At 66.0% G+C, this 21,201-nt stretch carries 18 protein-coding genes; 4 read left to right on the forward strand and 14 right to left on the reverse strand.

Translation table 11 applies throughout. From position 1 onward, the window contains the following. Window positions 1–3 precede the first annotated feature (3 nt). Together AB1A62_RS20355 and lpdA are read left to right on the forward strand one after the other, a co-directional pair. On the forward strand, window positions 4–1,278 hold the full coding sequence (locus tag AB1A62_RS20355) for a dihydrolipoamide acetyltransferase family protein (RefSeq protein ID WP_366663290.1): 1,275 nt from the start codon (window positions 4–6) through the stop codon (window positions 1,276–1,278). Continuing rightward, window positions 1,279–2,637: a dihydrolipoyl dehydrogenase gene (gene lpdA / locus AB1A62_RS20360; protein WP_366663291.1), complete on the forward strand. Its 1,359-nt coding sequence runs from the start codon at window positions 1,279–1,281 to the stop codon at window positions 2,635–2,637. A 9-nt stretch (window positions 2,638–2,646) separates the two neighbouring features. On the opposite strand, the gene AB1A62_RS20365 is transcribed toward lpdA, so the two are convergent. The 6 genes from AB1A62_RS20365 to AB1A62_RS20390 all read right to left on the reverse strand — a co-directional run bounded on the left by AB1A62_RS20365 (window position 2,647) and on the right by AB1A62_RS20390 (window position 10,763). Further along, a complete protein-coding gene (locus AB1A62_RS20365; RefSeq protein WP_366663292.1) occupies window positions 2,647–3,450 on the reverse strand; it encodes a VOC family protein in 804 nt (267 codons plus the stop codon). Window positions 3,451–3,454: 4 nt separating this feature from the next. After that, window positions 3,455–4,534 (reverse strand): ribosome small subunit-dependent GTPase A, encoded by a 1,080-nt coding sequence (gene rsgA, locus AB1A62_RS20370; protein ID WP_366663307.1) that lies wholly within the window; start codon window positions 4,532–4,534, stop codon window positions 3,455–3,457. 268 nt (window positions 4,535–4,802) lie between these two features. Continuing rightward, window positions 4,803–6,320 carry an ABC transporter permease subunit gene (locus tag AB1A62_RS20375; protein WP_366663293.1) on the reverse strand — a complete coding sequence of 506 codons (1,518 nt, stop codon included), beginning with the start codon at window positions 6,318–6,320 and terminating at the stop codon, window positions 4,803–4,805. Between the two features lie 11 nt (window positions 6,321–6,331). Further along, on the reverse strand, window positions 6,332–7,381 hold the full coding sequence (locus AB1A62_RS20380) for a betaine/proline/choline family ABC transporter ATP-binding protein (RefSeq protein ID WP_222481899.1): 1,050 nt from the start codon (window positions 7,379–7,381) through the stop codon (window positions 6,332–6,334). A 72-nt stretch (window positions 7,382–7,453) separates the two neighbouring features. Continuing rightward, window positions 7,454–8,410, reverse strand: coding sequence for a glycine betaine ABC transporter substrate-binding protein (locus tag AB1A62_RS20385; RefSeq protein WP_366663294.1), 957 nt, complete (start codon window positions 8,408–8,410; stop codon window positions 7,454–7,456). A gap of 37 nt (window positions 8,411–8,447) precedes the next feature. Continuing rightward, a complete protein-coding gene (locus AB1A62_RS20390; RefSeq protein ID WP_366663295.1) occupies window positions 8,448–10,763 on the reverse strand; it encodes a DUF1989 domain-containing protein in 2,316 nt (771 codons plus the stop codon). Between the two features lie 110 nt (window positions 10,764–10,873). Between AB1A62_RS20390 and AB1A62_RS20395 the strand changes: the two genes are divergently transcribed. Next, entirely contained in the window at window positions 10,874–11,893 is a 1,020-nt protein-coding gene (locus AB1A62_RS20395) for a LacI family DNA-binding transcriptional regulator (protein WP_366663296.1), read from the forward strand. A gap of 19 nt (window positions 11,894–11,912) precedes the next feature. On the opposite strand, the gene AB1A62_RS20400 is transcribed toward AB1A62_RS20395, so the two are convergent. The 8 genes from AB1A62_RS20400 to cofG form a co-directional block, all read right to left on the reverse strand. Next, a complete protein-coding gene (locus tag AB1A62_RS20400; protein WP_366663297.1) occupies window positions 11,913–12,536 on the reverse strand; it encodes a TetR family transcriptional regulator C-terminal domain-containing protein in 624 nt (207 codons plus the stop codon). A 158-nt stretch (window positions 12,537–12,694) separates the two neighbouring features. Then, window positions 12,695–13,735: a TIGR03842 family LLM class F420-dependent oxidoreductase gene (locus AB1A62_RS20405; RefSeq protein WP_366663298.1), complete on the reverse strand. Its 1,041-nt coding sequence runs from the start codon at window positions 13,733–13,735 to the stop codon at window positions 12,695–12,697. A gap of 25 nt (window positions 13,736–13,760) precedes the next feature. Further along, entirely contained in the window at window positions 13,761–14,429 is a 669-nt protein-coding gene (gene npdG / locus AB1A62_RS20410; RefSeq protein ID WP_366663299.1) for an NADPH-dependent F420 reductase, read from the reverse strand. Next, window positions 14,426–15,199: a coenzyme F420-0:L-glutamate ligase gene (gene cofE, locus AB1A62_RS20415; protein ID WP_366663300.1), complete on the reverse strand. Its 774-nt coding sequence runs from the start codon at window positions 15,197–15,199 to the stop codon at window positions 14,426–14,428. Before cofE ends, npdG begins: the two co-directional genes overlap by 4 nt. Beyond that, window positions 15,196–15,855 (reverse strand): 2-phospho-L-lactate guanylyltransferase, encoded by a 660-nt coding sequence (cofC, locus tag AB1A62_RS20420; protein WP_366663301.1) that lies wholly within the window; start codon window positions 15,853–15,855, stop codon window positions 15,196–15,198. Before cofC ends, cofE begins: the two co-directional genes overlap by 4 nt. Continuing rightward, window positions 15,852–16,820: a 2-phospho-L-lactate transferase gene (gene cofD, locus AB1A62_RS20425; RefSeq protein WP_366663302.1), complete on the reverse strand. Its 969-nt coding sequence runs from the start codon at window positions 16,818–16,820 to the stop codon at window positions 15,852–15,854. Before cofD ends, cofC begins: the two co-directional genes overlap by 4 nt. After that, window positions 16,817–18,088: a 5-amino-6-(D-ribitylamino)uracil--L-tyrosine 4-hydroxyphenyl transferase CofH gene (gene cofH, locus AB1A62_RS20430; RefSeq protein WP_366663303.1), complete on the reverse strand. Its 1,272-nt coding sequence runs from the start codon at window positions 18,086–18,088 to the stop codon at window positions 16,817–16,819. The genes cofD and cofH overlap by 4 nt, the downstream gene beginning before the upstream one ends. Continuing rightward, entirely contained in the window at window positions 18,085–19,227 is a 1,143-nt protein-coding gene (cofG, locus tag AB1A62_RS20435) for a 7,8-didemethyl-8-hydroxy-5-deazariboflavin synthase CofG (protein ID WP_366663304.1), read from the reverse strand. Before cofG ends, cofH begins: the two co-directional genes overlap by 4 nt. A gap of 259 nt (window positions 19,228–19,486) precedes the next feature. On the opposite strand from cofG, the gene AB1A62_RS20440 reads away from it, so the two are divergent. Beyond that, the gene (locus AB1A62_RS20440; protein ID WP_366663305.1) at window positions 19,487–21,058 is read left to right on the forward strand and encodes a Re/Si-specific NAD(P)(+) transhydrogenase subunit alpha; all 1,572 of its coding nucleotides are present in this window, start codon (window positions 19,487–19,489) and stop codon (window positions 21,056–21,058) included. Window positions 21,059–21,201: the final 143 nt, after the last annotated feature.

A 21,201-nucleotide genomic window follows, 5' to 3' on the forward strand; every position in this document is an offset into this window, starting at 1 on the left:
GCCATGGGGGTCTTTGAAATCCGCCTGCCCGATGTCGGGGAGGGCGTCGCCGAGGCGGAGCTGATCGAATGGCATGTGAAGCCGGGCGATATCGTCCGGGAGGATGACATCCTGGCCGCGGTGATGACCGACAAGGCGGCGGTGGAGGTGCCGTCCTCTGCCGACGGCAAGGTGCTGGAGCTGGGCGGCGAGATCGGCGCGATGATCCCGGTCGGCGGCGTTCTGGTGCGGCTGGAGGTGGCGGGCGCAGGCAATGCCGCCGGCGCGGACCCCGGCGCGCCAGCTGCCGCACCCGCGCCGGAACCTGAGCCGGGCACTGAGCCTGAACCGGGTACTGAACCCGAGCCGGTCCCCGCCCCGGCGCCTGCCGCGAAGAAAGCGGGGCACCGGCTGCCGCGGCCGGAAGGCGCCAAGCCGCTGGCCTCGCCGTCAGTGCGGGCGCGGGCGCGGGCCGAGGGGGTGACCCTGCGGCAGGTGCCCGGCAGCGGCCCTGCCGGGCGCATCAGCCATGAGGATCTGGACAACTGGATCGCTTCGGGCGGCATCAAGCAGGGCGGCGTCACCCGCGGCCGCAACACCGGCGTCGAGGACATCCGGGTTGTCGGTATGCGCCGCAAGATCGCCGAGAAGATGGCGCAGTCGAAACGCCAGATTCCGCATATCACCATCGTCGAGGAGGTGGAGATGGGCGCGCTGGAGGATCTGCGCGCGGCGCTGAACAAGAAACACGAGGGCAGCCGCCCCAAGCTGACGCTGCTGCCCTTCCTGATCCGCGCCATCGTCGAGGCGGTGCGCGAGCAGCCCGGGCTGAACGCGCGTTTCGATGACGAGGGCGGGGTGATCCACCGTCATGGCGGCGTGCACGTGGGCATCGCCACCCAGACGGAGCAGGGTCTGAATGTGCCGGTGGTGCACCATGCCGAGGCGGGCAGCCTGTGGGACAATGCCGCCGAGATCCAGCGGCTGGCGGAGGCCGCTCGCGACGGCTCGATCAAGCGGGAAGAACTGACCGGCGGCACCATCACCATCACCTCGCTGGGGCCGCTGGGCGCCATCGCCACAACCCCGATCGTGAACTACCCGGAGGTGGCCATCGTCGGCGTCAACAAGATGCAGATCCGGCCGGTCTGGGACGGCCAGCAGTTCCGGCCGCGCAAGATGATGAACCTGTCCTGCTCATTCGATCACCGGGTGGTCGACGGCTGGGACGCGGCGGTCTTTGTGCAGAAACTGAAATCCCTGCTGGAAACCCCAGCGATGCTGTTTGTCGAGGGCTGAATGTCTGATTTGAAATGCAAGCTTCTGATCATCGGCGCAGGCCCTGGCGGCTATGTCTGCGCCATCCGCGCAGGCCAGCTGGGCATCGACACCATCGTGGTAGACGAAGGCAAGCCCGGCGGCACCTGCCTGAACGTCGGCTGCATCCCCTCCAAGGCGCTGATCCACGCGGCTGAGGAGTTTCACCGCATCGCCCATGCGCCGCAGGGGCCGCTGGGGATCAGCTGCGGGGTGCCCGCGATTGATTTCGCCGAAACAGTGGCCTGGAAGGACGGCATCGTGCAGCGTCTGAACAGCGGCGTTTCGGCGCTGATGAAAAAGGCCGGGGTGCGGTTTGTGCAGGGCCGGGCCCGGTTTCTGGATGGCAAGACAGTGTCGGTGAACGGCAATGGCGACGGCCAGGTGATCCATGCGCAATACATCGTGATTGCCTCCGGCGCTGCCCCGGTGGAGCTGCCGGACCTCCCGTTCGGCGGCCCCATCCTGTCCTCAACCGAGGCCATGGAGCTGACACAGGTGCCGGACAGCCTGGCGGTGGTCGGCGGCGGCTATATCGGGCTGGAGCTTGGCACCGCCTTTGCCAAACTCGGCGCCAGGGTCACGGTGGTCGAGGCGGAAGACCGTATCCTGCCGCTGTATGACAGGGAGCTGACCCGCCCGGTCGAGGCGCGTCTGGAGGGGCTGGGGGTGGCGGTGAAAACCGGCACCAGGGCACTGGGCTATGAAAACGGCAGCCTGAACACGGATCAGGGCGATGTGGCGGCGGAAAAGGTGCTGGTGACCGTCGGCCGCCGCCCCCGCACCGCCGGGATCGGCATCGAGGAACTGGCGCTGACCCAGGACGGGCCGTTTGTCAAAATCGACAGCCATTGCCAGTCGTCGATGCGCGGCATCTATGCGATCGGCGATGTGACCGGCGAGCCGATGCTGGCGCATCGCGCCATGGCGCAGGGCGAAATGGTTGCGGAGCATATCGCGGGCCATGCGGTTGAATGGGACAAGCGGGCGATCCCCGCGGTCTGCTTTACCGACCCCGAAGTGGTGGCCTGCGGCGCCCTGCCGGGGGAGGCGGAGGGCACCGCCGCCACGCTGTTTCCGCAGCAGGCCAACGGGCGGGCGCTGACGGCAGAGCGCGAGGACGGCTTTATCCGGGTTGTCTGGCGCGAGAGCGACCATGCGGTGATGGGCCTGCAGGCGGTTGGGGCAGGGGTGTCTGAACTCTCCGCCGCCTTTGCGCTGGCCATTGAAATGGGCGCCTGTCTGGAGGACATCGGCGCGACGATTCATGCCCATCCAACCCAGTCGGAAGCCCTGCAGGAGGCCTGCCTCAGAGCACTGGGGCAGGCGCTGCATATCTAGCAACTGGGGTCAGCCGGATGTGCTCACTGGGCCGTCGCTGACCGGGGCCGTGCTGAACACAACCGGCGCGCCGCCGGGCGTTTGCATCAGGAAGCAAGCGGGCTGCGTGCCCGGCAGCGCGGCCTCGCCTGCAAATCGGGCTCCCAGCGCTTCGGCGGCCAGACGCGCGCCGGCGGCAGAGGCGGTTTTGATGTTCGGAACCCAAGCTGGGCGGGGAAGCGGCGGCAAGACATGCGTCAGGTGCCAGCCGGCAAGATTGTTCGAAGGCCCGCGGATGGGCACTGCTGCCTGCGCTTGCGCTTGCGCTTGCGCCTGTGCCGCCTGCAGCTGCCAGCCGCAGACCGCGGCATAGAAATCCGCAGGGAAGCCCGCGCCGTTTGACAAGTAGACCTCGGGGCCGAATTGCCGGGCTGGCGCAGGGAAGCTGTGGCGTGAGAGCGAAATGCCAAGCAGCGCCCCCAAGGGATCGCGCAGCAGCGCGTTGCGGCCGACGCCGGGCACCTCGAACGGGGGGCGGAGAATGTCTCCGCCCAGATGTTCGGCCTGCGCCGCGGCCGCGTCGACATCGGCCACTTCGGCATAGGGGATCCAGCCGTCCGGAAGGCCGGGCGGGGTTTCCGCGAACCCCGCCCCTGCCTCGCCGTCCAGGAGTGCCAGGACAAACTGCTTTTCACCGCCGCCCCAGGCGAAATCGGTGGCCCGTTCGGTCTGGTAGCTCCAGCCGGCAGCCTGCCGGTAGAACTCCATCGCGCCTGTCCGGTCCGGGGTGAACAGGTCATGCCAGACGATCTGGCCGGTTTTCGAGGCCTGCATCACGTTACCTCCGCGTTTCTTTGATTTTCTTTGCGCTGCGGACCATCTTGCCAAAGGCCTTGCCGCGGGCGCGGCGCTCCGCCAGCGTGGCGGAGTTGAAGGCGTCCTCTGCCGTCAGCTTGCGCCAGCGGTCCAGCTGCGCCTGCTCGATTTCCCCCTGTTCGACGGCCTGCAGCACGGCGCAGCCCGGTTCGCTGTCGTGGCGGCAGTTGCTGAACCGGCACTGGGCCGCCCGTTCGGTGATGCCCGCAAACAGGCTGCTGATCCCGTCTGCGGCATCGGTCAGCTGCAGCTCGCGCATGCCGGGGGTGTCGAGGATCAGGCAGCCGTTCGGGGCCTTGTGAAGCTCGCGGTGGGTGGTGGTGTGGCGGCCCTTGGCGTCGTCCTCGCGGATCGCCTGCGTGGCGATGGCCCTTGTGCCGAGCAGCGCGTTGGCCAGGGTGGATTTGCCGACGCCGGAGGAGCCGAGAAAGGCCACCGTGCTGACGGGTTTGCACCAGGGCGCGAGTGCGGTCTGCGCCTCGCCGCCGCGGGCGTCCAGCGCGACCACCTCGGCCATCTCCGAGATGGCGCGGGCGGCCTGAACATAGGCCTGCGGATCATCAGTCAGGTCGGTCTTGGTCAGCACGATGACCGGGGTTATCTGCGCCTCCAGCATCAGCGCCAGGTAGCGTTCCAGCCGGGCGGTGTTGAAATCCTGGTTGCAGGAGGTGACGGCAAAGGCGGTGTCGATATTGGCCGCGATCAGCTGCTCCTGCCGGCCGGTGCCGGGCGCCCGCCGCCGGATCAGGCTGGTGCGCGTGAGCAGCCGGCTGTTCTGCGGCTGGGCGCGGTCCAGCATCAGCCAGTCGCCGACAGTAACATCCGGGCGCGGCGGCAGGGTGGTCTCGAAGCCTCCGCCCGTGGCGTGCAGCGCGTTGCGGTGCACCGCGGTGATGCGGACGGGCGGTGTCGCGGCCATCTCCCCGGTGCTGACCTGCTGTGCGAAATGCGGCTGCCAGCCCAGGGCCTGCAGCGGGGAGAGAGAAGGCTTTTGCGTGTCCAGCGGGCTGGAGGGGAAGAACTGGGAATAATCCCGTGTCATTGGGGTGTCTTTCATGTCTCGGCCGCGAGCGGTTCCCGGGCGCTTGGGTAAGGGAAAGGCGCGTGCAAAGAAGCGCCGCCGCGCTCCGGCCGGAGGCGGGCGGTTCATTGGGCTGCGATGCACCGGGAGGCATTTTGCCTCCCATCCTTACCGGGACATAAAATCTCCATTTCCAGTGCGGCCAGCATAGGAGGCCGCCGCGGGGGCTGCAACTGCCAAACGGGCGGCAGGGGCCGCACCCGGCGGAGGCCGGATGCGGCGGGGCAGGTCAGCGTTTGCCGGCCACGATCCGGTCGAGGATCAGGGCGCAGAACAGGATCGCCAGGCCCGCCAGGATCCCTTGGCCGGCGGCGGCATATTGCAGCGCTTCCAGCACGTCCTCGCCCAGCCCCTTGGCGCCGATCAGCGAGGCCACGACCACCATCGCCAGTGACAGCAGGATAGTCTGGTTGACGCCGGCCATGATCGTCTTGTGCGCCAGCGGCAGGTCCACCCGCCACAAGAGGTAGCGCGGGGTGGCGCCGAAGGCGAGCGCGGCCTCGCGCACGGTTTCCGGCACCTGCTGCAGCCCCAGCACGGTGAAGCGGATCACCGGCGGGCTGCCGAAGATCATGGTGGCGACCACGCCCGCGGGCTTGCCGGAGCCGATGAAGGCGACCACCGGGATCAGGTAGACGAAGGAGGGCATCGACTGCATGAAATCCAGCACCGGGCGCACCACCGCAAACACCTTGGGGCGGCGGGCGCAGTAGATGCCGAGCGGGATGCCCAGGGTGATCGAGATCAGCGCCGCGGCGCCCAGGAGGGCAATGGTGGTCATCGCCTTTTCCCAGAAGTCCAAGAGGCCCAGATAGGCCAGTGCCGCGCCGGTGAAGATCGCCACCCTTGCGCCCGCCGACAGGTAGGCCAGCATCACGATGACCAGCGCCACCACCGGCCAGGGGGTATCGACCAGCACCACCTCGATCCAGTCCAGAAGCGTGCGCATCCCCGCGGTCAGCCCGTCAAAGAAGCCGCGGCCCGAGGTCTTGGTCCAGTCGAACGCTGCCTGCACCCCGTCGCCGACGTTCAGCCGCCAGTCGCGGTTGGTGGGGAAGGCGTTCAGCAGCGAGAAGGCATCGGGCATCGCGAATTTCAGCGCCGACAGCACAACAACGGCGGCCGTCAGCACGGCGGAGACGATCAGCCGCGGTAGCGACCAGCCGCTGGCGACGCGGTGGTCGGAGCGCCAGCGGGCAAACTGCCCCTCCAGCGTCCAGTTCGCGAGCGAGGCCGCCAGGAATTTGACAGCAAGCAGCAGCGCCGCGCCGGCGATCAGGTAGATGGTGCCGCTGGCATTGGCCGCTGCCGCGGCCTGCTGCGCCCCGGTCAGCGCCGCCTCCAGCGACTCTGCCGCGCGTTTCAGGGAGTCCAGCGAGGAGGAACCGGAGGCCTCTGCCGCGGCGATCTGCTGGTGCCGCAGGTCCAGCGTCTGGGCGATCTGCTCCGCGCGCAGGCGGGAGTCCCGGCCGAGGTCGCCGAACAGCCCCATCGCGATCTGGATATAGGCCAGCGTTTCCAGCAGCAGAAAGCCCAGGAACCAGGACCACAGGCCCCGGGCGCCGAACCAGACAGGCCCCAGCAGAGCGGCGGCGCGGTTCAGGGTGAAGCGGTAGCCGGGCGCCTCCATCATGTAACTGAAGACCCGCTGGTAATAGGCCTGCGACTGGCCGGTGAATTCGCCCACCAGCGCATTCAGGCGTCCGGCGGTTTCCGGATTGATCTGTGATTGGTCGATGTGTTTCATCACCCTTCTCCTTACGCCTGGCTGTCCTGAATGGCGCGGATCAGGCCCGCGCGGTTGATTACCCCGACGGTGGCGCCATCATCCGCCACCTTGACGATGCCGTGGCCGTCCACCGCCAGCTCCATCAGGTCGCTCAGGTCCATGTCGGGCCGCGCCTCCCTGGCGTCGGCGGGCAGGGCGCCGTGGGTGGCCTCGAACTCGGCCACCGGTTTCATCACCGAATGGGCGAAGATCATGTTGAGCTTGGAGATGCCGGCCACGAAATCCGCCACGTAGTCATCCGCGGGGTTGAGGATGATCTCCTCCGGGGTGCCGATCTGCACAATGCGGCCGTCCTTCATGATGGCGATGCGGTGGCCGATGCGGATCGCCTCGTCGAGGTCATGGGTGATGAACATGGTGGTCTTGCCCAACTTGCGGGAAAGTTCCATGAACTGATCCTGCAGCTGTTTGCGGATCAGCGGGTCCAGCGCCGAAAACGGTTCGTCCATCAGCAGGATCTCGGGGTCGGAGGCGATGGCGCGGGCCAGTCCGACGCGCTGCTGCATGCCGCCCGACAGCTCGTGCGCGTATTTGTCCTCCCAGCCCGACAGCTCCACCAGTTCCAGCACCCGGTCGGCTTCCTCCCAGCGGCGGGCCTTGCCGGTGCCGCGGATTTCCAGCGGCATCGCCACATTGTCGCGCACCGTGCGGTGGGGCATCAGGCCGAAGTTCTGGAACACCATCGCAACCCGGCGGTTGCGCAGATCGCGCAGGCCTTCGGCGTTGAGCCCCATCACATCGTCGCCGTTGATGTAGATATGGCCGTCGGTCGGCTCCAAGAGCCGGTTCACATGGCGCACCAGCGTCGATTTGCCGGAGCCCGACAGGCCCATCACGCAGAACAGCTCTCCGCGTTCGATCTGGAAGCTGGCATCGGCGACGCCGACCACGCAGTTGAACCGCTCCAGCACCTGCGGCTTGGTCAGCCCTTCGGCGTGAATCGCCTTCAGCGCCTCGGCGGAGCGTGCGCCGAAGATCTTCCAGACGCCGCGTGCGTCGATTGCAATATCCTTTTCCATCCGGACCCCCGTCTAACTTAAGGAAGGTGCCCCGGCGGCAGACCGCAGCCGGGGCGCGCGTGTGGGAGGGCGTTATTTCAGGCCGAGCCAGGTATCGACGGTATCGCCATTGGCATCGATCCAGCTGGCAACGACGGCGTCGATTTCATTGCCTTTGACCACCACCTCGTAGGTGAGCTCGGACAGAGCGTCGGCGCTCATGTCGATGCTGGACAGGAAGGAGGCGGCGGCCGGGTTGCGGTCCTTCAGCGAGTTGGAATAGGCCACGGTCACGGTCTTGACCGGCTCGCCGGTGGAGATGTGCGAGTTGTTGTACCAATCGGCATCCTGATCCGGCTGCACCATCTTGTAGGTGGCTGCGTCATGTTCCGGCTCTTCCAGGATGGTCACGTCATAGAGCGCGTGCACATAGTGCGGCGCGTAGCAGTAGAAGGCGGCGCCCTTCTCCTGGTCGACCAGATCCTTGAGGCGGGAATAGAACACGGTTTCGTCTTCGGTGGTCGGGGTCAGGAAGGTCTCGATGCCGTAGTCGCGCACCCGCACCTTGAAGGTGTTGGTCGAGGCCCAGCCGGAGGCGCCGACCCAGACCTCGCCCATGCCGTCGCCGTCGCTGTCAAACAGCGCCTGGGCTTCCGGGGTGGCCAGATCGAAGATCGATTTGATGTTGTGTTTTTCGACCATGTAATTGGGCACGCAGATGCCCGCGCGGCCCTCGTAGCTGCCGGAGGACAGGGACACGGACTTCTTGGCGTCGACATATTCGTCGGTGAAGGAGGCCTGGTTCGGCAGCCAGACATCCGGGTGCACGTCGATGTCGCCGCGGCCGCCGTCCATCGACGCGAAGATCACCGCGTTGGCGCCGGGAGCATAGCCGGCCTCGCTGCCCAGGCGGGTTTCGATCACTTGGCCTATGATCCGGCTCATGATCTTGGCGCCGGGCCAGCTGGGTTCGCCCACCATGACTTTTTCCTGTGCCATGGCGCCGGTGCCCATGGCGGCAATGGCAGTGGCTAACGCAAGATGTTTCATTGTTTTCTCTCTCCTGTTGGTGTGGGTTTTCTGCGCCTCAGGCGCGGGCCCGCTTGCGCTGCGGGTCTATGAAGGGGATATCGGTGACGGTGGCGCCGAGGCGCTTCATCCGGCCGTCGAGCTGGCCGACCTCCAGCCGGGTGCCGTTTTCCGCGTGTTCGATGCCCAGCCGGGCGATGGCGACGGCGTGCTCCAGCGTCGGCGAGCGGGTGGCCGATGTGACGGTGCCGACCTGCCGTTCGCCGGCATAGACCGGGCTGCCGTGCAGCGGCACGTCGCTGCAGCCCAGCAGCAGGCCCTTGAGCACCCGGCGCGGCTCGCGCGCGTTGCGCTCCAGCGCCGCCTTGCCGGTGAATTGCGGTTTGGTCAGGTCGACGGCAAAGCCCAGGCCCGCCTCGAAGGCGTCGACACCCGGTGCAAATTCCGCGTTGGCGGCGGCCAGCCCGGCCTCGATCCGGATGATCTCCAGCGCGGCGGAGCCCATCGGGGTGATCCCGAATTCCCCGCCTGCAGCCATCACCGCGTCCCAGATTTCCAGAGCGTGCGCCTGGGAGCAGAAAATCTCATATCCCAGCTCGCCGGTGTAGCCGGAGCGGGACAGCATGAAGGGCGCGCCCTCGCGGTCGTTCAGCCGCGCCACGGTGACGCCGAACCATTTGAGCTGGTCCAGCTGCGGCACATGCGGCTGGGTGAAGGCGATCTTGCGCAGGAGGTCGCGCGACCTGGGGCCTTGGATGGCCAGGTTCGGCATCGCGCCGCGCATGTCGTGGATGCGGACCTGCAGGCCCATCTGCTGCGCCAGCGTCTCCAGCACCCGGCCGCTTTCCTCGGAGCCGCAGCACCAGCGGAACAGGTCGGGGGCGAGCCGGAACAGGGTGCCGTCGTCGATCACCGTGCCGGCTTCATCGCACATCAGCGTGTAGGAGCCGCGCCAGACCGCCAGCTTGGCGACGTTGCGGGTGGTGGCCTGCTGCAGCAGCGCCTCGGCGTCGGGGCCGGCAATGTCGTATTTGCGCAGCCCGCTCATGTCCTGAACCGTCACCGCGTTGCGGCAGGCCCAGTATTCGCCGGTGGTGCCATGCGACGGGAAGCTCACCGGCGCCCAGAGATCGCGCGCGGGGGCGAAATGCTGGGTCAGCGGCTCCAACCGCTCGTGAAAGGCGGAGTTCTGGCTGATCGACATCGGGGCGTCTTCCTTTTCGCGGTAGGCAACAGCGCGGCGCAGGGGTGTTTCTGGGCGGTAGATGCGGACATGCACATCCGTGGGGTTCCAGCCGTTGATCGGGTCGATATCGTCCGGGCAGGCAGTGGAGACGCAGACCAGATCCTCCAGCGCCCGCATCGCCACATAGTCGCCGGGGCGGGAGTGGGATTCCTCTGTCAGGATGTGGTGCGAATGCGGGTCGACCCAGGTGTTCCAAAAGAAATTGATCGCAGGCCAGGCCGCGCGCGGCGTCACGCCGTAGGGCGCCAGCGCGTGGGACATGTTGTCGGAGCAGTTCACATGGCCGGGGAAGCCGCGCTCCTCATACCCGCGCGCGGTGCAGGCAAGGCCGAAGGTGTCATGGCGGCCGCAGGTGTCCTGGATCACGTTCAGCATCGGGTGCATGCCGGGGTCGAAGAACTTGTCCAGCAATCCCGGTCCCGGATAGGCGCGGCGCACCATCGAGCGGGTGGCGGTGCTGTCGATCATCAGCTCCTCGCCGCGCTCCAGCCCGGCGGTGCGGAAGGCGGTGAAGTCGGAGCACTGCTGCCCCTCCACGTCGATGATCTGGATGATCTCGCCCTGCTTCACCTCATAGGCACAGCCAGTGCCGCGGCTGACGGTGAACTCGTCGCGGGTATCCCCCAGCAGCGGCGGCAGCAGCGGGCCGGTGCCCGGCCCGGGCTGCCAGGTGATTTTCACGCCGCCTGACACGGTGCCGTGCACCAGGTTTTCCGAAAGGGCAGGGCGGAACACCCAGACCGTGGCCTTGGCGGCGGCTTTCAGGATCAGCGGCTCATCCGCGGCGGCAAGGGTGCAGGCGGGGATACTGGCAGCGCTGTCGCCGCCATGGGCACCGATCCAGCCCAGAAGCGCGCCGGGGTCGCAATCCGCCAGGTGCAGCGTGCCGTCTGCCGCCAGCCCCAGTGCAACCAGCGCCGGGCGGCCTGCCGCATCGAAGGCTGCGATCTGGCAGTCCGACCCGGTGAACGACAGCAGATCCCCCGGCCGCATCTCTTGCATCAGGCCTTCGCGCGGGGCGAGGCGGTGCGTCACGCCTTCGCTTGGCTTGGGGAAGCCGGGGAAGGACCGGGAGGGGGTTCGAAACCCCATGTTGTCGAAGTCGCGCAGGACTGCGTAGCGGGTCATTGTCTTGCCGAATCTTAGAATGTAACTGGTTACATGGTTGATGAAACTGGTTACATGTGTCAAGAATTTCGTTAAACACGAAGCCGGAGCGAAAAAGGAAGGCAGGCGGAATGCAGCGGAACACACCCCGGAAACGCGCCAACCTGCGGGACGTCGCGAGTGCGGCAGGCGTCTCGGTCGCGACGGTCTCCCGGGTCATGAACGCACCGGAAACCGTGGCCGAAGCGACCCGGAAAAAGGTCGAGGAGGCGATGAACAGCCTGCACTGGGTGCCAAGCGCGGCCGCCCGCGCGATCAACACCGGGCGCACCCGGTTTGTCGGGGCGCTGGTGCCTACGCTGGACAACGCCATCTTTGCCCGCGTTCTGGCCAGCATGGAAAGCCGGCTGGCGACGCACCGGCTGTCGCTGGTGGTGGCGACAACCGACAATGACCCGGATCAGGAGGCGGAGAAAGCCAAGGGGCTGGTCGATATCGGTGCCGAAGGGCTGCTGGTCTCCGGCATCACCCACGCGGAGGAGTTCTACAGCCTGATCGAGCGCTGCCAGCTGCCGGCGATTTCCACATCGTTCTACGATCCCGGCTTCCGCCTGCCGACCATCGGATATGACAACGCGGCGGCGGCCCGTACCGCCTTAACCCATCTGACGGATCTGGGCCACCGCCGGATCGCGGTTGTGCACGGGCCGAGCGCAAGCAACGACCGGACGCGGGCGCGCATCGACGGGCTCGAGGGTCACAGCCCGAAGCCTGACCTGAGCTTCTGTGAAGTCCCTTTGTCCATTGCCGGCGGCTGCGAAGCGGGCCGCGGCATCCTGCAGGCGGAGGCGCAGCCGAGCGCCGTTCTGTGCCTGTCGGACGTGCTGGCGTCCGGCGTGCTGTTCGAACTGCAGCGCCAGGGCGTGTCCGTGCCGCAGGAAATATCGGTGATGGGGCTCGACGATCTGGCCGGGTCTGCCCATTTGTATCCCGAACTGACCACAGTTCACCTGCCGGTTTCGCGGATGGGCACAGTGGCGGCGGATGCGATTGCGTCCTGGGTTGAAACCCAGAAGGTGCCGGAGCCGAGCTTGCTGAAATCGGATCTGGTGGTCCGGTCCTCAACAGCTGCCGCGCGGCAAGGGGGCTAGGGCCGGACGCACTGGGCGCTCAGACCGCGAGCAGTTTCCTGTACATCTCGAACAGGAAGACCTCTGCCTCGGCAAAGCGGTTTGCCGCCTTGGCCGGGGCGATTTCCTCGATCTGGACATCGAAGTCGGCATAGTGCTGGGTGGTGGCCCAGATCGAGAACAGCAGATGATGCGGATCGACGGTGGCGATCTTGCCCTCCTGCATCCAGTCTTCCAGCATCAGGATCTTGGCGTTGTAGAGGTCCTTCAGCGGCCCGAATATTTCTGAGCGGTTCTGCGGCTGGCCGCTCAGCAGCTCGTTGGCGAAGAATTTGCTTTCCTTGGGGAAGTTGCGAGACACTTCCAGCTTGCGGCGGATGTAATCGCAGATCTCGTCGATCGGTTCGCCGTTCGGGCTGAGCATGCTGAGGGGCGCCATCCACAACTGCAGCGTGCGGCCCAGCAGCTCCTGCCGGATCGCGTCCTTGCTTTCGAAGTAATACAGCAGGTTGGGCGTGGTCAGCCCGGCGGTCTTGGCGATCATGTTGATCGAGGCGCCGGAAGAGCCGTGCCGGGCAAAAACCTCCAGCGCGGCAGCCATGATCTGTTCCGTTTTTTGACGCTGGATCTTGGTCTTCGGTTTCTCTGATGCCATGCGCGCCATGCGGAATCCGCCATTTCAAATCAATCTGAATCGGCGCTGTCTTGGCACAACTCGTAAGCGAAGGCCAGCGGGCGGGGCGTGCAGATGGGGCCAGAGGCGGTAAAAGCGGCGGGCAGGGGAGGCTGCCCGCCGAAAGGCTGTGTCGTCAGGGGAGATGGTTACGACGCAGCCAGCATCGGCGACGACACGGTGCTGTCCTCGCGGAAGGCCGGGATGATGTGGTCGCCGTAATCGGCGATGATCTTTTCCTCGTCGCCGCTGTCCAGGTAGATATTGAACTGGGTGGTGCCGGCGGCCTCCAGCTCGCGGATCTTGGCGATATGCTCATCCGGAGTGCCGAGAACGCAGAAGCTCTTGACGATGTCTTCGGTGATGAAGTCGAGATACGGGTTATCGCTCTGTCCGTGCTTGGAATAGTCGTAGCCCTTACGGTTCTTGATGTAGTCGGTCAGGCTGGTGGGGACGTGATCGCCGCTAGTGCCGTATTTCTCGACGATGTCGGCGACGTGGTTGCCGACCATGGCGGGGAACCATTTGGTCTTTTCGATACCGTCCTCGATCGGACCGGTATGGGCGGGCGCTGCGGCCATGACGCGGTAGTTCGACATGTCGCGGCCTTCAGCCTCGCCGCCGGCTTTGGCCTGATCGGCCAGCCATTTGATGATCTTGGGCTCGGCGATCTGCAGCACAACGCCGTCGCCGACCTTGCCGGCCGAGGCCAGCGCTTTGGGGCCATAGGCGCCGATCCAGACCGGCAGCTCGTAGCCCTGTGCCCAGGGAAATTTAACCGGTTCGGGGCATTCGCCGTACTGCACTTCCTCGCCGCGGATCAGCGATTTGACCACATGAGTGAATTCTTCCATCCGCTTGATGGTCGAGGGCTTCTTGCCCATCACCCGCACGGCGCTGTCGCCGCGGCCCAGGCCAATGTCGAAACGGCCGCCGGACTGTTTCGCCAGCGAGCCGAACAGCGACGCCGCAACCGACCATTCGCGCGAGTTCGGGTTGGTCACCAGCGGGCCGAAACGCATGTTGGTGGTGTGCTCCATGCACATCGCCATGGCGACGAAGCTTTCGCGCCACAGGATGTGGCTGTCGTAGAACCAGCAGTAGGTGAAGCCTGCGTTTTCCGCCTGGCGGACCAGGGCGCGGGCGCGTTCGGGCTCAACGAAGCCCTTGAAGCAAATACCGAATTCCATGTGTGTTTTCCTCCTCGTTGGAATCTCAGTGATCGGGGGCCCAGATGCGGATGCCCGCATGGGTGAAGGGCACCGCCTTGGAAATGTTCTGGCGGATCAGGATCGGTGTGATCGCCTCGATGCAGCGGGCAGCCTCTGAGTCGCCGGCGTTGTAGGCCTGGACATCCAGCGCGCCGACCAGTTCGATCACCTTCTTGCGGGCGGGCAGGCTGTTGCCGCAGACCAGGATGTCGCAGTTGATCGGCCAGTCGAGGTTGTTGAGCGTGGTGGCCGAGACGTTGTGCAGCGCGCCGATCACCGGGATCTCGTCGCCCAGGAGCGCCTGCGCGGCCTCGGTGGCGGAGCCTTCGGGCGGCATGTCCACCTTCTTGGGGTCGCCCTCTTTCAGCGGCACCACGATGTCGACCAGGATCTTGCCGGCCAATGCGGGTTTCAGCGTTTCCAGCGTGGCGTTATGGGCCGAGAACGGCACCGCGAGGATGACCATCTCATCTGCCGCTGCGGTGGCGGCTTCGTTGTCGAGGCCGGTGATTTCGGCGGAACCTGCGGGCAGTTTCGCCATCAGATCCGCCGCGATGCCTGCGCTGCGTTCGCCGTCGCGTGAGCCGAGCGCCACATTGATGCCTGCGCGGGCAAAGCGCAGCGCCAGCCCCTGTCCCTGCGGCCCGGTGCCGCCAATGATTGCGATCCTCATCGGAACATATCCTCCTGTTTTTTTCTGAGTATGTCGGCGCCGCGGCTGTCGGCGGGCTGCCAGTCGAGCCCGCGCAGAAGCACCGCCGGAGTTTTTCCGTTCTTGCGCACCACCAGTCCCGAGGCGGCGGCGATTTCATCGGCCAGTGCCGGTTCGGTCACTTGCAGCGGGCGGCCCCAGGCGTCGGTGTTGCCCTGTTCGCGGATGGTGGCGGGCACTTTGGACAGGCCGATCGCCACATTGACCTGGCCCAGCCGCCAGGGGCGGCCGAAGGTGTCGGTCATCACCACTCCGATTTCGGCGTCAAAGCGGTGCGACAGGTCCCGCTGCAGCCGGGCGCAGCTGGCGTCGGGGTCGGGCGGCAGCACCATGGCGGCGTCTTCTTCGCCGAAGTTTGATTCATCCACTGCCGCATTGGCCGAAATGAAGCCGAGCCGGTGTTCGCAGATCATCGTGCCCTCGTTCTGGTCCGGGCGGCGGAAGGCGCGCACCACGCGGGTGCTTTCGCGCAGGACGATCTCGACCTTGCGGGGGTCCTTGTTCAGCTCTTCGGCGTATTTCAGCGCCTCCGCCGAGGGCGTCACTGAGGCCAGAGGGATGATGCAGCCCTCCGCCTTGGAAAAGACCTTTTGTGCGACGCACAGGATGTCGCCGCGTTTCAGCGGCATGCCGGCCCGGTCCAGGCAATCGCCCAGGATGGCACTCAGATCGTCGCCGTTCCGGATATCCGGCACGCCGGGGATGGCGGTCAGAGAGACGGCAGAGCTCATCGCGTGCCCTCCCGCGTCAGCGCCTGCGGGTTATGGGCCAGGAGGTGATCAAGATCCTCGGCTGTATCGACGTCAATGCGGAGGCTGGCCAGTGGCAGCACCCGGGGGCAAAGCCCGGCGGCTTCTGCCGCGTGCAGATGCGCGATCAGAGACTTCGGCCCGTAGTGGAACGGGAAGGGGCAGGGCAGGGGCGCCAGCAGTGCATTGGTCCCCAGATCCTTGGCCGGGCAGAACAGCGCGCTGTTGTTATCCAGCGGGAGTGCCAGCAGCCGGGTGAGGTCGTCCGTGGACGGGGCGGCGAGATCGCCGGGCAGAACGCAAAGCGTACTGTATCCCTGCTGTGCCGCCCAAACGGCGGCGGCCTCCACCGCCAGCGACAGCGAGCCGGGGTCCTTGTCGTCGATGCAGATAAGGCCGGCCTGCCGGGCAATCCGGGCAATCACCGGACTGTGGGAGACCACGGCAATATCCGCTGTGCCGGCGGGGAGCCGGGCAAGGGCCTCTTGCAGTTTTGCGACGGTGGCCTGGAACAGCCCCTCCGCCAGCACCCTGCGCTCCTGCGGGGTGAGGGCGACGGCGAGCCGGGTCTTGGCCTTGGACGGATCCTTCATCGGGATCACGGCCAGCCGCTTGCCGCTGTTTGTTTTGCCGCTCATGCGCTGGCCTCCAGCTGGGCCGGGGCAAAGGCCAGATCGGTGATCTCGCGGGCCAGCCGGGCCTTGTCCTCTTGGGTTTTCATCAGGATGCGGCTGCAGACCGGTTCCAGCCCCTCGGCGCGGATGGCATTTTCCAGGCCGGTGTCGGCGTGGTCGATCACCAGCGTATCAGCCAGCCCGCGGTAACGGCGGGCAACGCCGATTGCGTCGGCCTTCTCCCCCAGCGCCTGCATCATCCGGTCCGCCGGTCCCTTGACCACCTTGCCGGCGATGAAGGGGCTGACAGCGATCTTGCGGGCGGCAGAGGCCTGTACGGCGTCCGCAATTCCCGGCACGCCGAGGATCGGGGCGATGCTGACCAGCGGGTTGGACGGGGCAATCACGATCAGCTCTGCCGCGCGGATGGCCTCCAGCGCCTCCGGCGCCGGGCGGGCCTGCGTGAGGCCGTCGAAGGCCAGTTCCCGGACCTCAGGCGCGCAGCGTTCGCGCACGAAATACTCCTGGAAACTCAGCCAGCCCGCATCGGTGCGCACCCGGGTCTGCACGGTGTCATCGGTGGGCAGAAGAATTTCTGCGCTGACCCCAAGGGCGCGGGCAACATCTGCGGCGATATCGCTGGGCCGGTCGCCGCGCAGGCGGCGCATTGTGCGGTAGATGTGCAGGCCGAAGTCGCGGTCGCCCAGCGACATCCATGTGTCTGCGCCCAGCTTGTTCAGCGTTTCCAGCGCCCGGTGGCCTTCATCCGCGACGCCCCAGCCCTGATTGCGGTCGATCACATCGGCCAGGCTGTAGGTCAGCGTGTCGATGTCAGGCGACACCCAGAGGCCGTGAAACGCATCGTCATCGGCCACATTGCCGATCACCGACAACTGCACATCCGGCGAGGCTGCCAGCCCTTCGGCCATCTTGGCGCCGCCGACGCCGCCGGCCAGAAGCGTGACCTTGAATTTGCCTGCGCCATTCATTCCGCGGCCTCCAGTACGGTGCGTTCCGGGAACATCTCCAGAAACGCCAGCGGGTCGCGGCCCTGACGGTCCACCAGCGGCGCGATCACCTCGGGGTCGTGGTGTTCATAGACCTCGCGCACCTCGTAGATGGTGCTGCGGCGCACCGGCACCCGGTCCGCGGCGCGGATGATCTGCGCGAGCTCGCGGGCGGTGATTTCCTGGCCGTGGTCCGACCCGGCCGCGCGCGAGATGCTTTCGTTCATCAGTGTGCCGCCCAGGTCATTGACCCCGCGCGCCAGCATCTCCTGCGCCCGCGCCGCGCCCAGTTTGGTCCAGCTGACCTGGATGTTGTCGATCCAGCCGTGCAGCATGATGCGCGAGACCGCGTGCATCAGGTCCACCTCCAGCGCGGTGGGGCCGGGGCGCACGGTGTCCGGGTTCTGCGCCCAAAGGGGCGATTCCGTGTGCACAAAGGACAGCGGCACCAGTTCGGTAAAGCCGCCGGTGTCTTTCTGGATGTCGCGCAAAAGGCGGATGTGCGCCGCCCAATGCTCCGGCCCGTCGATATGGCCGTACATGATGGTGGCGGTGGTGGGGATGCCGACCTCATGCGCAGCGCGGATGATCTCCACCCATTTCTCTGCGCTCAGCTTGTTCTTGGTCAGCTGCATCCGCACTTCGGTATCGAGGATTTCCGCCGCGGTGCCCGGCATCGAGCCGAGGCCCGCCGCCTTCAGATCGGCCAGGAAGTCATGATAGGACATCTTGGTCTTGGAGGCGCCGTACCAAATCTCAAACGGCGAGAAGGCGTGGATGTGCATGTCCGGCAGCGCCGCCTTGATGGCGCGGATGATGTCGCGGTAATAAGTGCCCTCCATCTTTGGGTGCAGGCCGCCCTGGATGCAGACCTCGGTCGCGCCGCGGTCCCAGGCCTGCTGCGCGCGCTCGACGATCTGCGCGGGCTCCAGCCACTCGGCGTCTTTGTCCTCGCTGCGCTTGGCAAAGCCGCAGAAGCGGCAGCCCATGTAGCAGATGTTGGTGAAGTTGATGTTGCGGTTGACCACGAAGGACACCCGGTCGCCGTTGGCGCGGCGGCGCAATTCGTCGGCGGTGGCATAGACCGCTTCTGCATCGGCGCCCGTTGCGCGGAACAGTTCGATGCCCTCGGCCTCGGACACCTCGCCGCCTTCCAGAGCCATCTCCAGAATGGCGCGGACCGGAGCGGAGGCGGCGCTGACGGCCGCCGGGACTGCGGCAAACTTCTCTGCGGGGGGCTGGATGGTCATGCTGTTTCTCCCATGTGCTGCTGGTCGCGTGCCAGGCCGTTGGCCTGCGCCATGCCGGAGGCGCGGGCCAGAATTTCCGGGTCGATGAAGCCGCTGCCGGCGGCCAGGTAGCTGGGGTAGACCGTCAGCCGCTCGCGCAGCTGGAACCCGGCCTGGGTGCAGGAGGCGGCAAGCCGGCGGATCTCCGGCCATTCATGCTGCGGGTTGATGAAGTCGATGGTGACCGGCGAGATCCCGCCCCAGTCGTTGATGCCTGCGTCCAGATAGGCCAGGTGGCGGGCGCTGAGGTTCGGCGGCGCCTGCAGGCTGATGTCCGGCGACAGGATGATGCGGGCTGCCGCGATGGTGCGCAGCATGTCGTCCAGCGAAGGCTCGGGGTGGTTCGCCATGGCGATATCCGGCTTGCGCTGGAAGTTCTGGATGATCACTTCCTGGATGTGGCCGTGGCGGCTGTGGGCGTCGTTGATCGCGTGCAGCGCCTCGATCCGCTCTGCAAATGTCTCGCCGATGCCGATCAGCAATCCGGTGGTGAAGGGCACTTTCTTCTCGCCCGCCCGTTCCAGCGTGCGCAGCCGTTGCACCGGAACCTTGTCGGGGCAGGCATAATGCGGCTGGCCCTTACGGGTCAGGCGGCGGCTGACGGTTTCCAGCATCATCCCCATTGAGGCGGACACCGGCCGCAGCAGGTCTAATTCGTCGCTGGTCAGCGTGCCGGCATTGACGTGCGGCAGCAGCGAGGTTTCCCGCAGCACCAGCGCGCACATCTCGGCCAGATAGGCGGTCAGGCTGGCATAGCCGAGCCGTTCCAGTCCCTTGCGCGCCTTCTCGTAGCGCAATTCGGGTTTTTCGCCGAGGCTGAACAGCAGCTCCTTGCAGCCTTCCCGCTCGCCGCGGCGGGCGGTGGCCAGCACCTGCTCCGGCGTCATGATGTTCGCCTCAGGCGAGTCGGGATGCTTGACGAAGGTGCAGTAGCCGCAGGTGTCGCGGCACATGTTGGTCAGCGGCACAAAGGCCTTGCGGGAATAGGTGACGGTGCGCCCCCAATGGGCATCGCGGATCTGGCGGGCGTGGGCCATCAAGGCATGCAGGTCCCCGGTCACCGCCCAGGATTCACTCGGTTTTGTCAGTTGAATGTTCATGGGCTCCTCCTGCATCTAGGTTTGTGGGAGCCTCGGATTCTGTCAACTGAAAATTTGACTACTAGATAAAAAAATGTGACGCAAAATCATTCAAGCCTTAGATAATAAACGAAACAAAACTATATAATCGCTTAGGGATTAGATTTTAATTGACTGCATACTAAAAATTTGACTAGCTGGTAAAAAACGAGAAACATGATGAATGACGCCGTCCGACTCACCCGTGAGACGGGTCCGGCGCAATGGGAGGATAACGGCCGTGCTGATTGGAACGCCAAGAGAGCTGGCGCCCGGCGAGAACCGGGTTGCGATGACGCCGGAGTCTGCGGCGCAGCTGCAGAAGCTGGGCTACGATTGCGCGATCGAGGCCGGGGCCGGGGCTGCGGCGGGGTTTTCCGATGCCGCCTATGAGGCCGCGGGGGTGGAGATCATCAAGACCCCGGCGGCGCTGTGGAAGGCCTGCGATATCGTCGCCAAGGTGCGCCAGCCGGATGCCACCGAGCTGAAGCGGCTGACCAAGGGCAAGACGCTGATCTCCTTCTTCAACCCGGCGGGCAACGAGGAAGGCATGGAGCTGGCCAAGTCGAAGAAGGCCAATGTCATCGCCATGGAAATGGTGCCGCGGATCTCCCGCGCGCAGAAGATGGACGCGCTGAGTTCGATGGCGAACATCGCGGGCTACCGCGCCGTGATCGAGGCGGGCAACAATTTCGGCCGCTTCTTCACCGGCCAGATCACCGCCGCGGGCAAGGTGCCCCCGGCAAAGGTTCTGGTGGTCGGCGCCGGTGTTGCCGGTCTGGCCGCCATCGGCACCTCGACCTCGCTGGGCGCCGTCACCTATGCCTTCGACGTCCGTCCCGAAGTGGCCGAGCAGGTGGAATCGATGGGCGCCGAGTTCGTCTATCTGGACTTCGAGGAGGAGCAGCAGGACGGCGCCGCCACCGGCGGTTATGCGGCTGTGTCCTCGCCCGAGTTCCGCGAGGCGCAGCTGGCCAAGTTCCGCGAGCTGGCGCCGGAGATGGACATCGTCATCACCACCGCGCTGATCCCCAACCGCGAGGCGCCCAAGCTGTGGCTTGAGGACATGGTTGCAGCGATGAAGCCGGGCTCGGTGATCGTCGACCTGGCCGCCGAACGCGGCGGCAATGTGGAAGGCACCGTCAAGGACGAGAAGGTGGTGACGGACAACGGCGTCACCATCATCGGCTATACGGATTTCCCGTCCCGGATGGCGGCGCAGTCCTCATCGCTTTATGCCACCAACATCCGCCACATGATGGCCGACCTGACACCCGAGAAAGACGGTCAGGTCAACCACGACATGGAGGACGACGTGATCCGCGGCGCGACCGTCACGTTTGAGGGCGAGATCACCTTCCCGCCACCGCCGCCCAAGGTGCAGGCGATTGCGGCCAAGCCCAAGGAAACCGTGCCGGAGCTGACGCCGGAGGAGAGGCGGGCCCAGGAGATCGAGGCCTTCAAGGCGCAGACCAGGAGCCAGGTCACCCTGCTGGCCGGCGGCGGCGCGCTGCTCTTGCTGGTCGGGCTGTTTGCGCCGGTCAGCTTCATGCAGCACTTCATCGTCTTTGCGCTGGCCTGCTTTGTCGGCTTCCAGGTGATCTGGGGCGTGGCGCACAGCCTGCACACGCCGCTGATGGCGGTGACCAACGCGATCTCCTCGATCATCATCCTGGGCGCCTTGATGCAGATCGGCTCCGGCAGCTGGCTGGTGATCCTGCTGGCGGCGCTCAGCGTCTTCATGGCCGGGATCAATATCTTCGGCGGCTTCCTCGTCACCCGGCGCATGCTCGCCATGTTCCAGAAATCTTGAAGCGAGGCAGGTAAAAATGGATTACGGTTTCACCACCGCCGCCTATGTTGTTGCGGCTGTTCTTTTCATCCTCAGCCTCGGCGGGCTTTCGAACCAGGAAAGCGCCAAACGCGCGGTCTGGTACGGCATCGCCGGCATGGGTC

This window comes from Leisingera sp. JC11 (assembly GCF_040704725.1).
Classification (GTDB): domain Bacteria; phylum Pseudomonadota; class Alphaproteobacteria; order Rhodobacterales; family Rhodobacteraceae; genus Leisingera.

Coding starts and splice junctions, on each gene's coding strand:
- AB1A62_RS20355 (WP_366663290.1), top strand. CDS start 4: ATGGGGGTCTTTGAAATCCGCCTGCCCGATGTCGGGGAGGGCGTCGCC.
- lpdA (WP_366663291.1), top strand. CDS start 1,279: ATGTCTGATTTGAAATGCAAGCTTCTGATCATCGGCGCAGGCCCTGGC.
- AB1A62_RS20365 (WP_366663292.1), bottom strand. CDS start 3,450: ATGCAGGCCTCGAAAACCGGCCAGATCGTCTGGCATGACCTGTTCACC.
- rsgA (WP_366663307.1), bottom strand. CDS start 4,534: ATGACACGGGATTATTCCCAGTTCTTCCCCTCCAGCCCGCTGGACACG.
- AB1A62_RS20375 (WP_366663293.1), bottom strand. CDS start 6,320: ATGAAACACATCGACCAATCACAGATCAATCCGGAAACCGCCGGACGC.
- AB1A62_RS20380 (WP_222481899.1), bottom strand. CDS start 7,381: ATGGAAAAGGATATTGCAATCGACGCACGCGGCGTCTGGAAGATCTTC.
- AB1A62_RS20385 (WP_366663294.1), bottom strand. CDS start 8,410: ATGAAACATCTTGCGTTAGCCACTGCCATTGCCGCCATGGGCACCGGC.
- AB1A62_RS20390 (WP_366663295.1), bottom strand. CDS start 10,763: ATGACCCGCTACGCAGTCCTGCGCGACTTCGACAACATGGGGTTTCGA.
- AB1A62_RS20395 (WP_366663296.1), top strand. CDS start 10,874: ATGCAGCGGAACACACCCCGGAAACGCGCCAACCTGCGGGACGTCGCG.
- AB1A62_RS20400 (WP_366663297.1), bottom strand. CDS start 12,536: ATGGCGCGCATGGCATCAGAGAAACCGAAGACCAAGATCCAGCGTCAA.
- AB1A62_RS20405 (WP_366663298.1), bottom strand. CDS start 13,735: ATGGAATTCGGTATTTGCTTCAAGGGCTTCGTTGAGCCCGAACGCGCC.
- npdG (WP_366663299.1), bottom strand. CDS start 14,429: ATGAGGATCGCAATCATTGGCGGCACCGGGCCGCAGGGACAGGGGCTG.
- cofE (WP_366663300.1), bottom strand. CDS start 15,199: ATGAGCTCTGCCGTCTCTCTGACCGCCATCCCCGGCGTGCCGGATATC.
- cofC (WP_366663301.1), bottom strand. CDS start 15,855: ATGAGCGGCAAAACAAACAGCGGCAAGCGGCTGGCCGTGATCCCGATG.
- cofD (WP_366663302.1), bottom strand. CDS start 16,820: ATGAATGGCGCAGGCAAATTCAAGGTCACGCTTCTGGCCGGCGGCGTC.
- cofH (WP_366663303.1), bottom strand. CDS start 18,088: ATGACCATCCAGCCCCCCGCAGAGAAGTTTGCCGCAGTCCCGGCGGCC.
- cofG (WP_366663304.1), bottom strand. CDS start 19,227: ATGAACATTCAACTGACAAAACCGAGTGAATCCTGGGCGGTGACCGGG.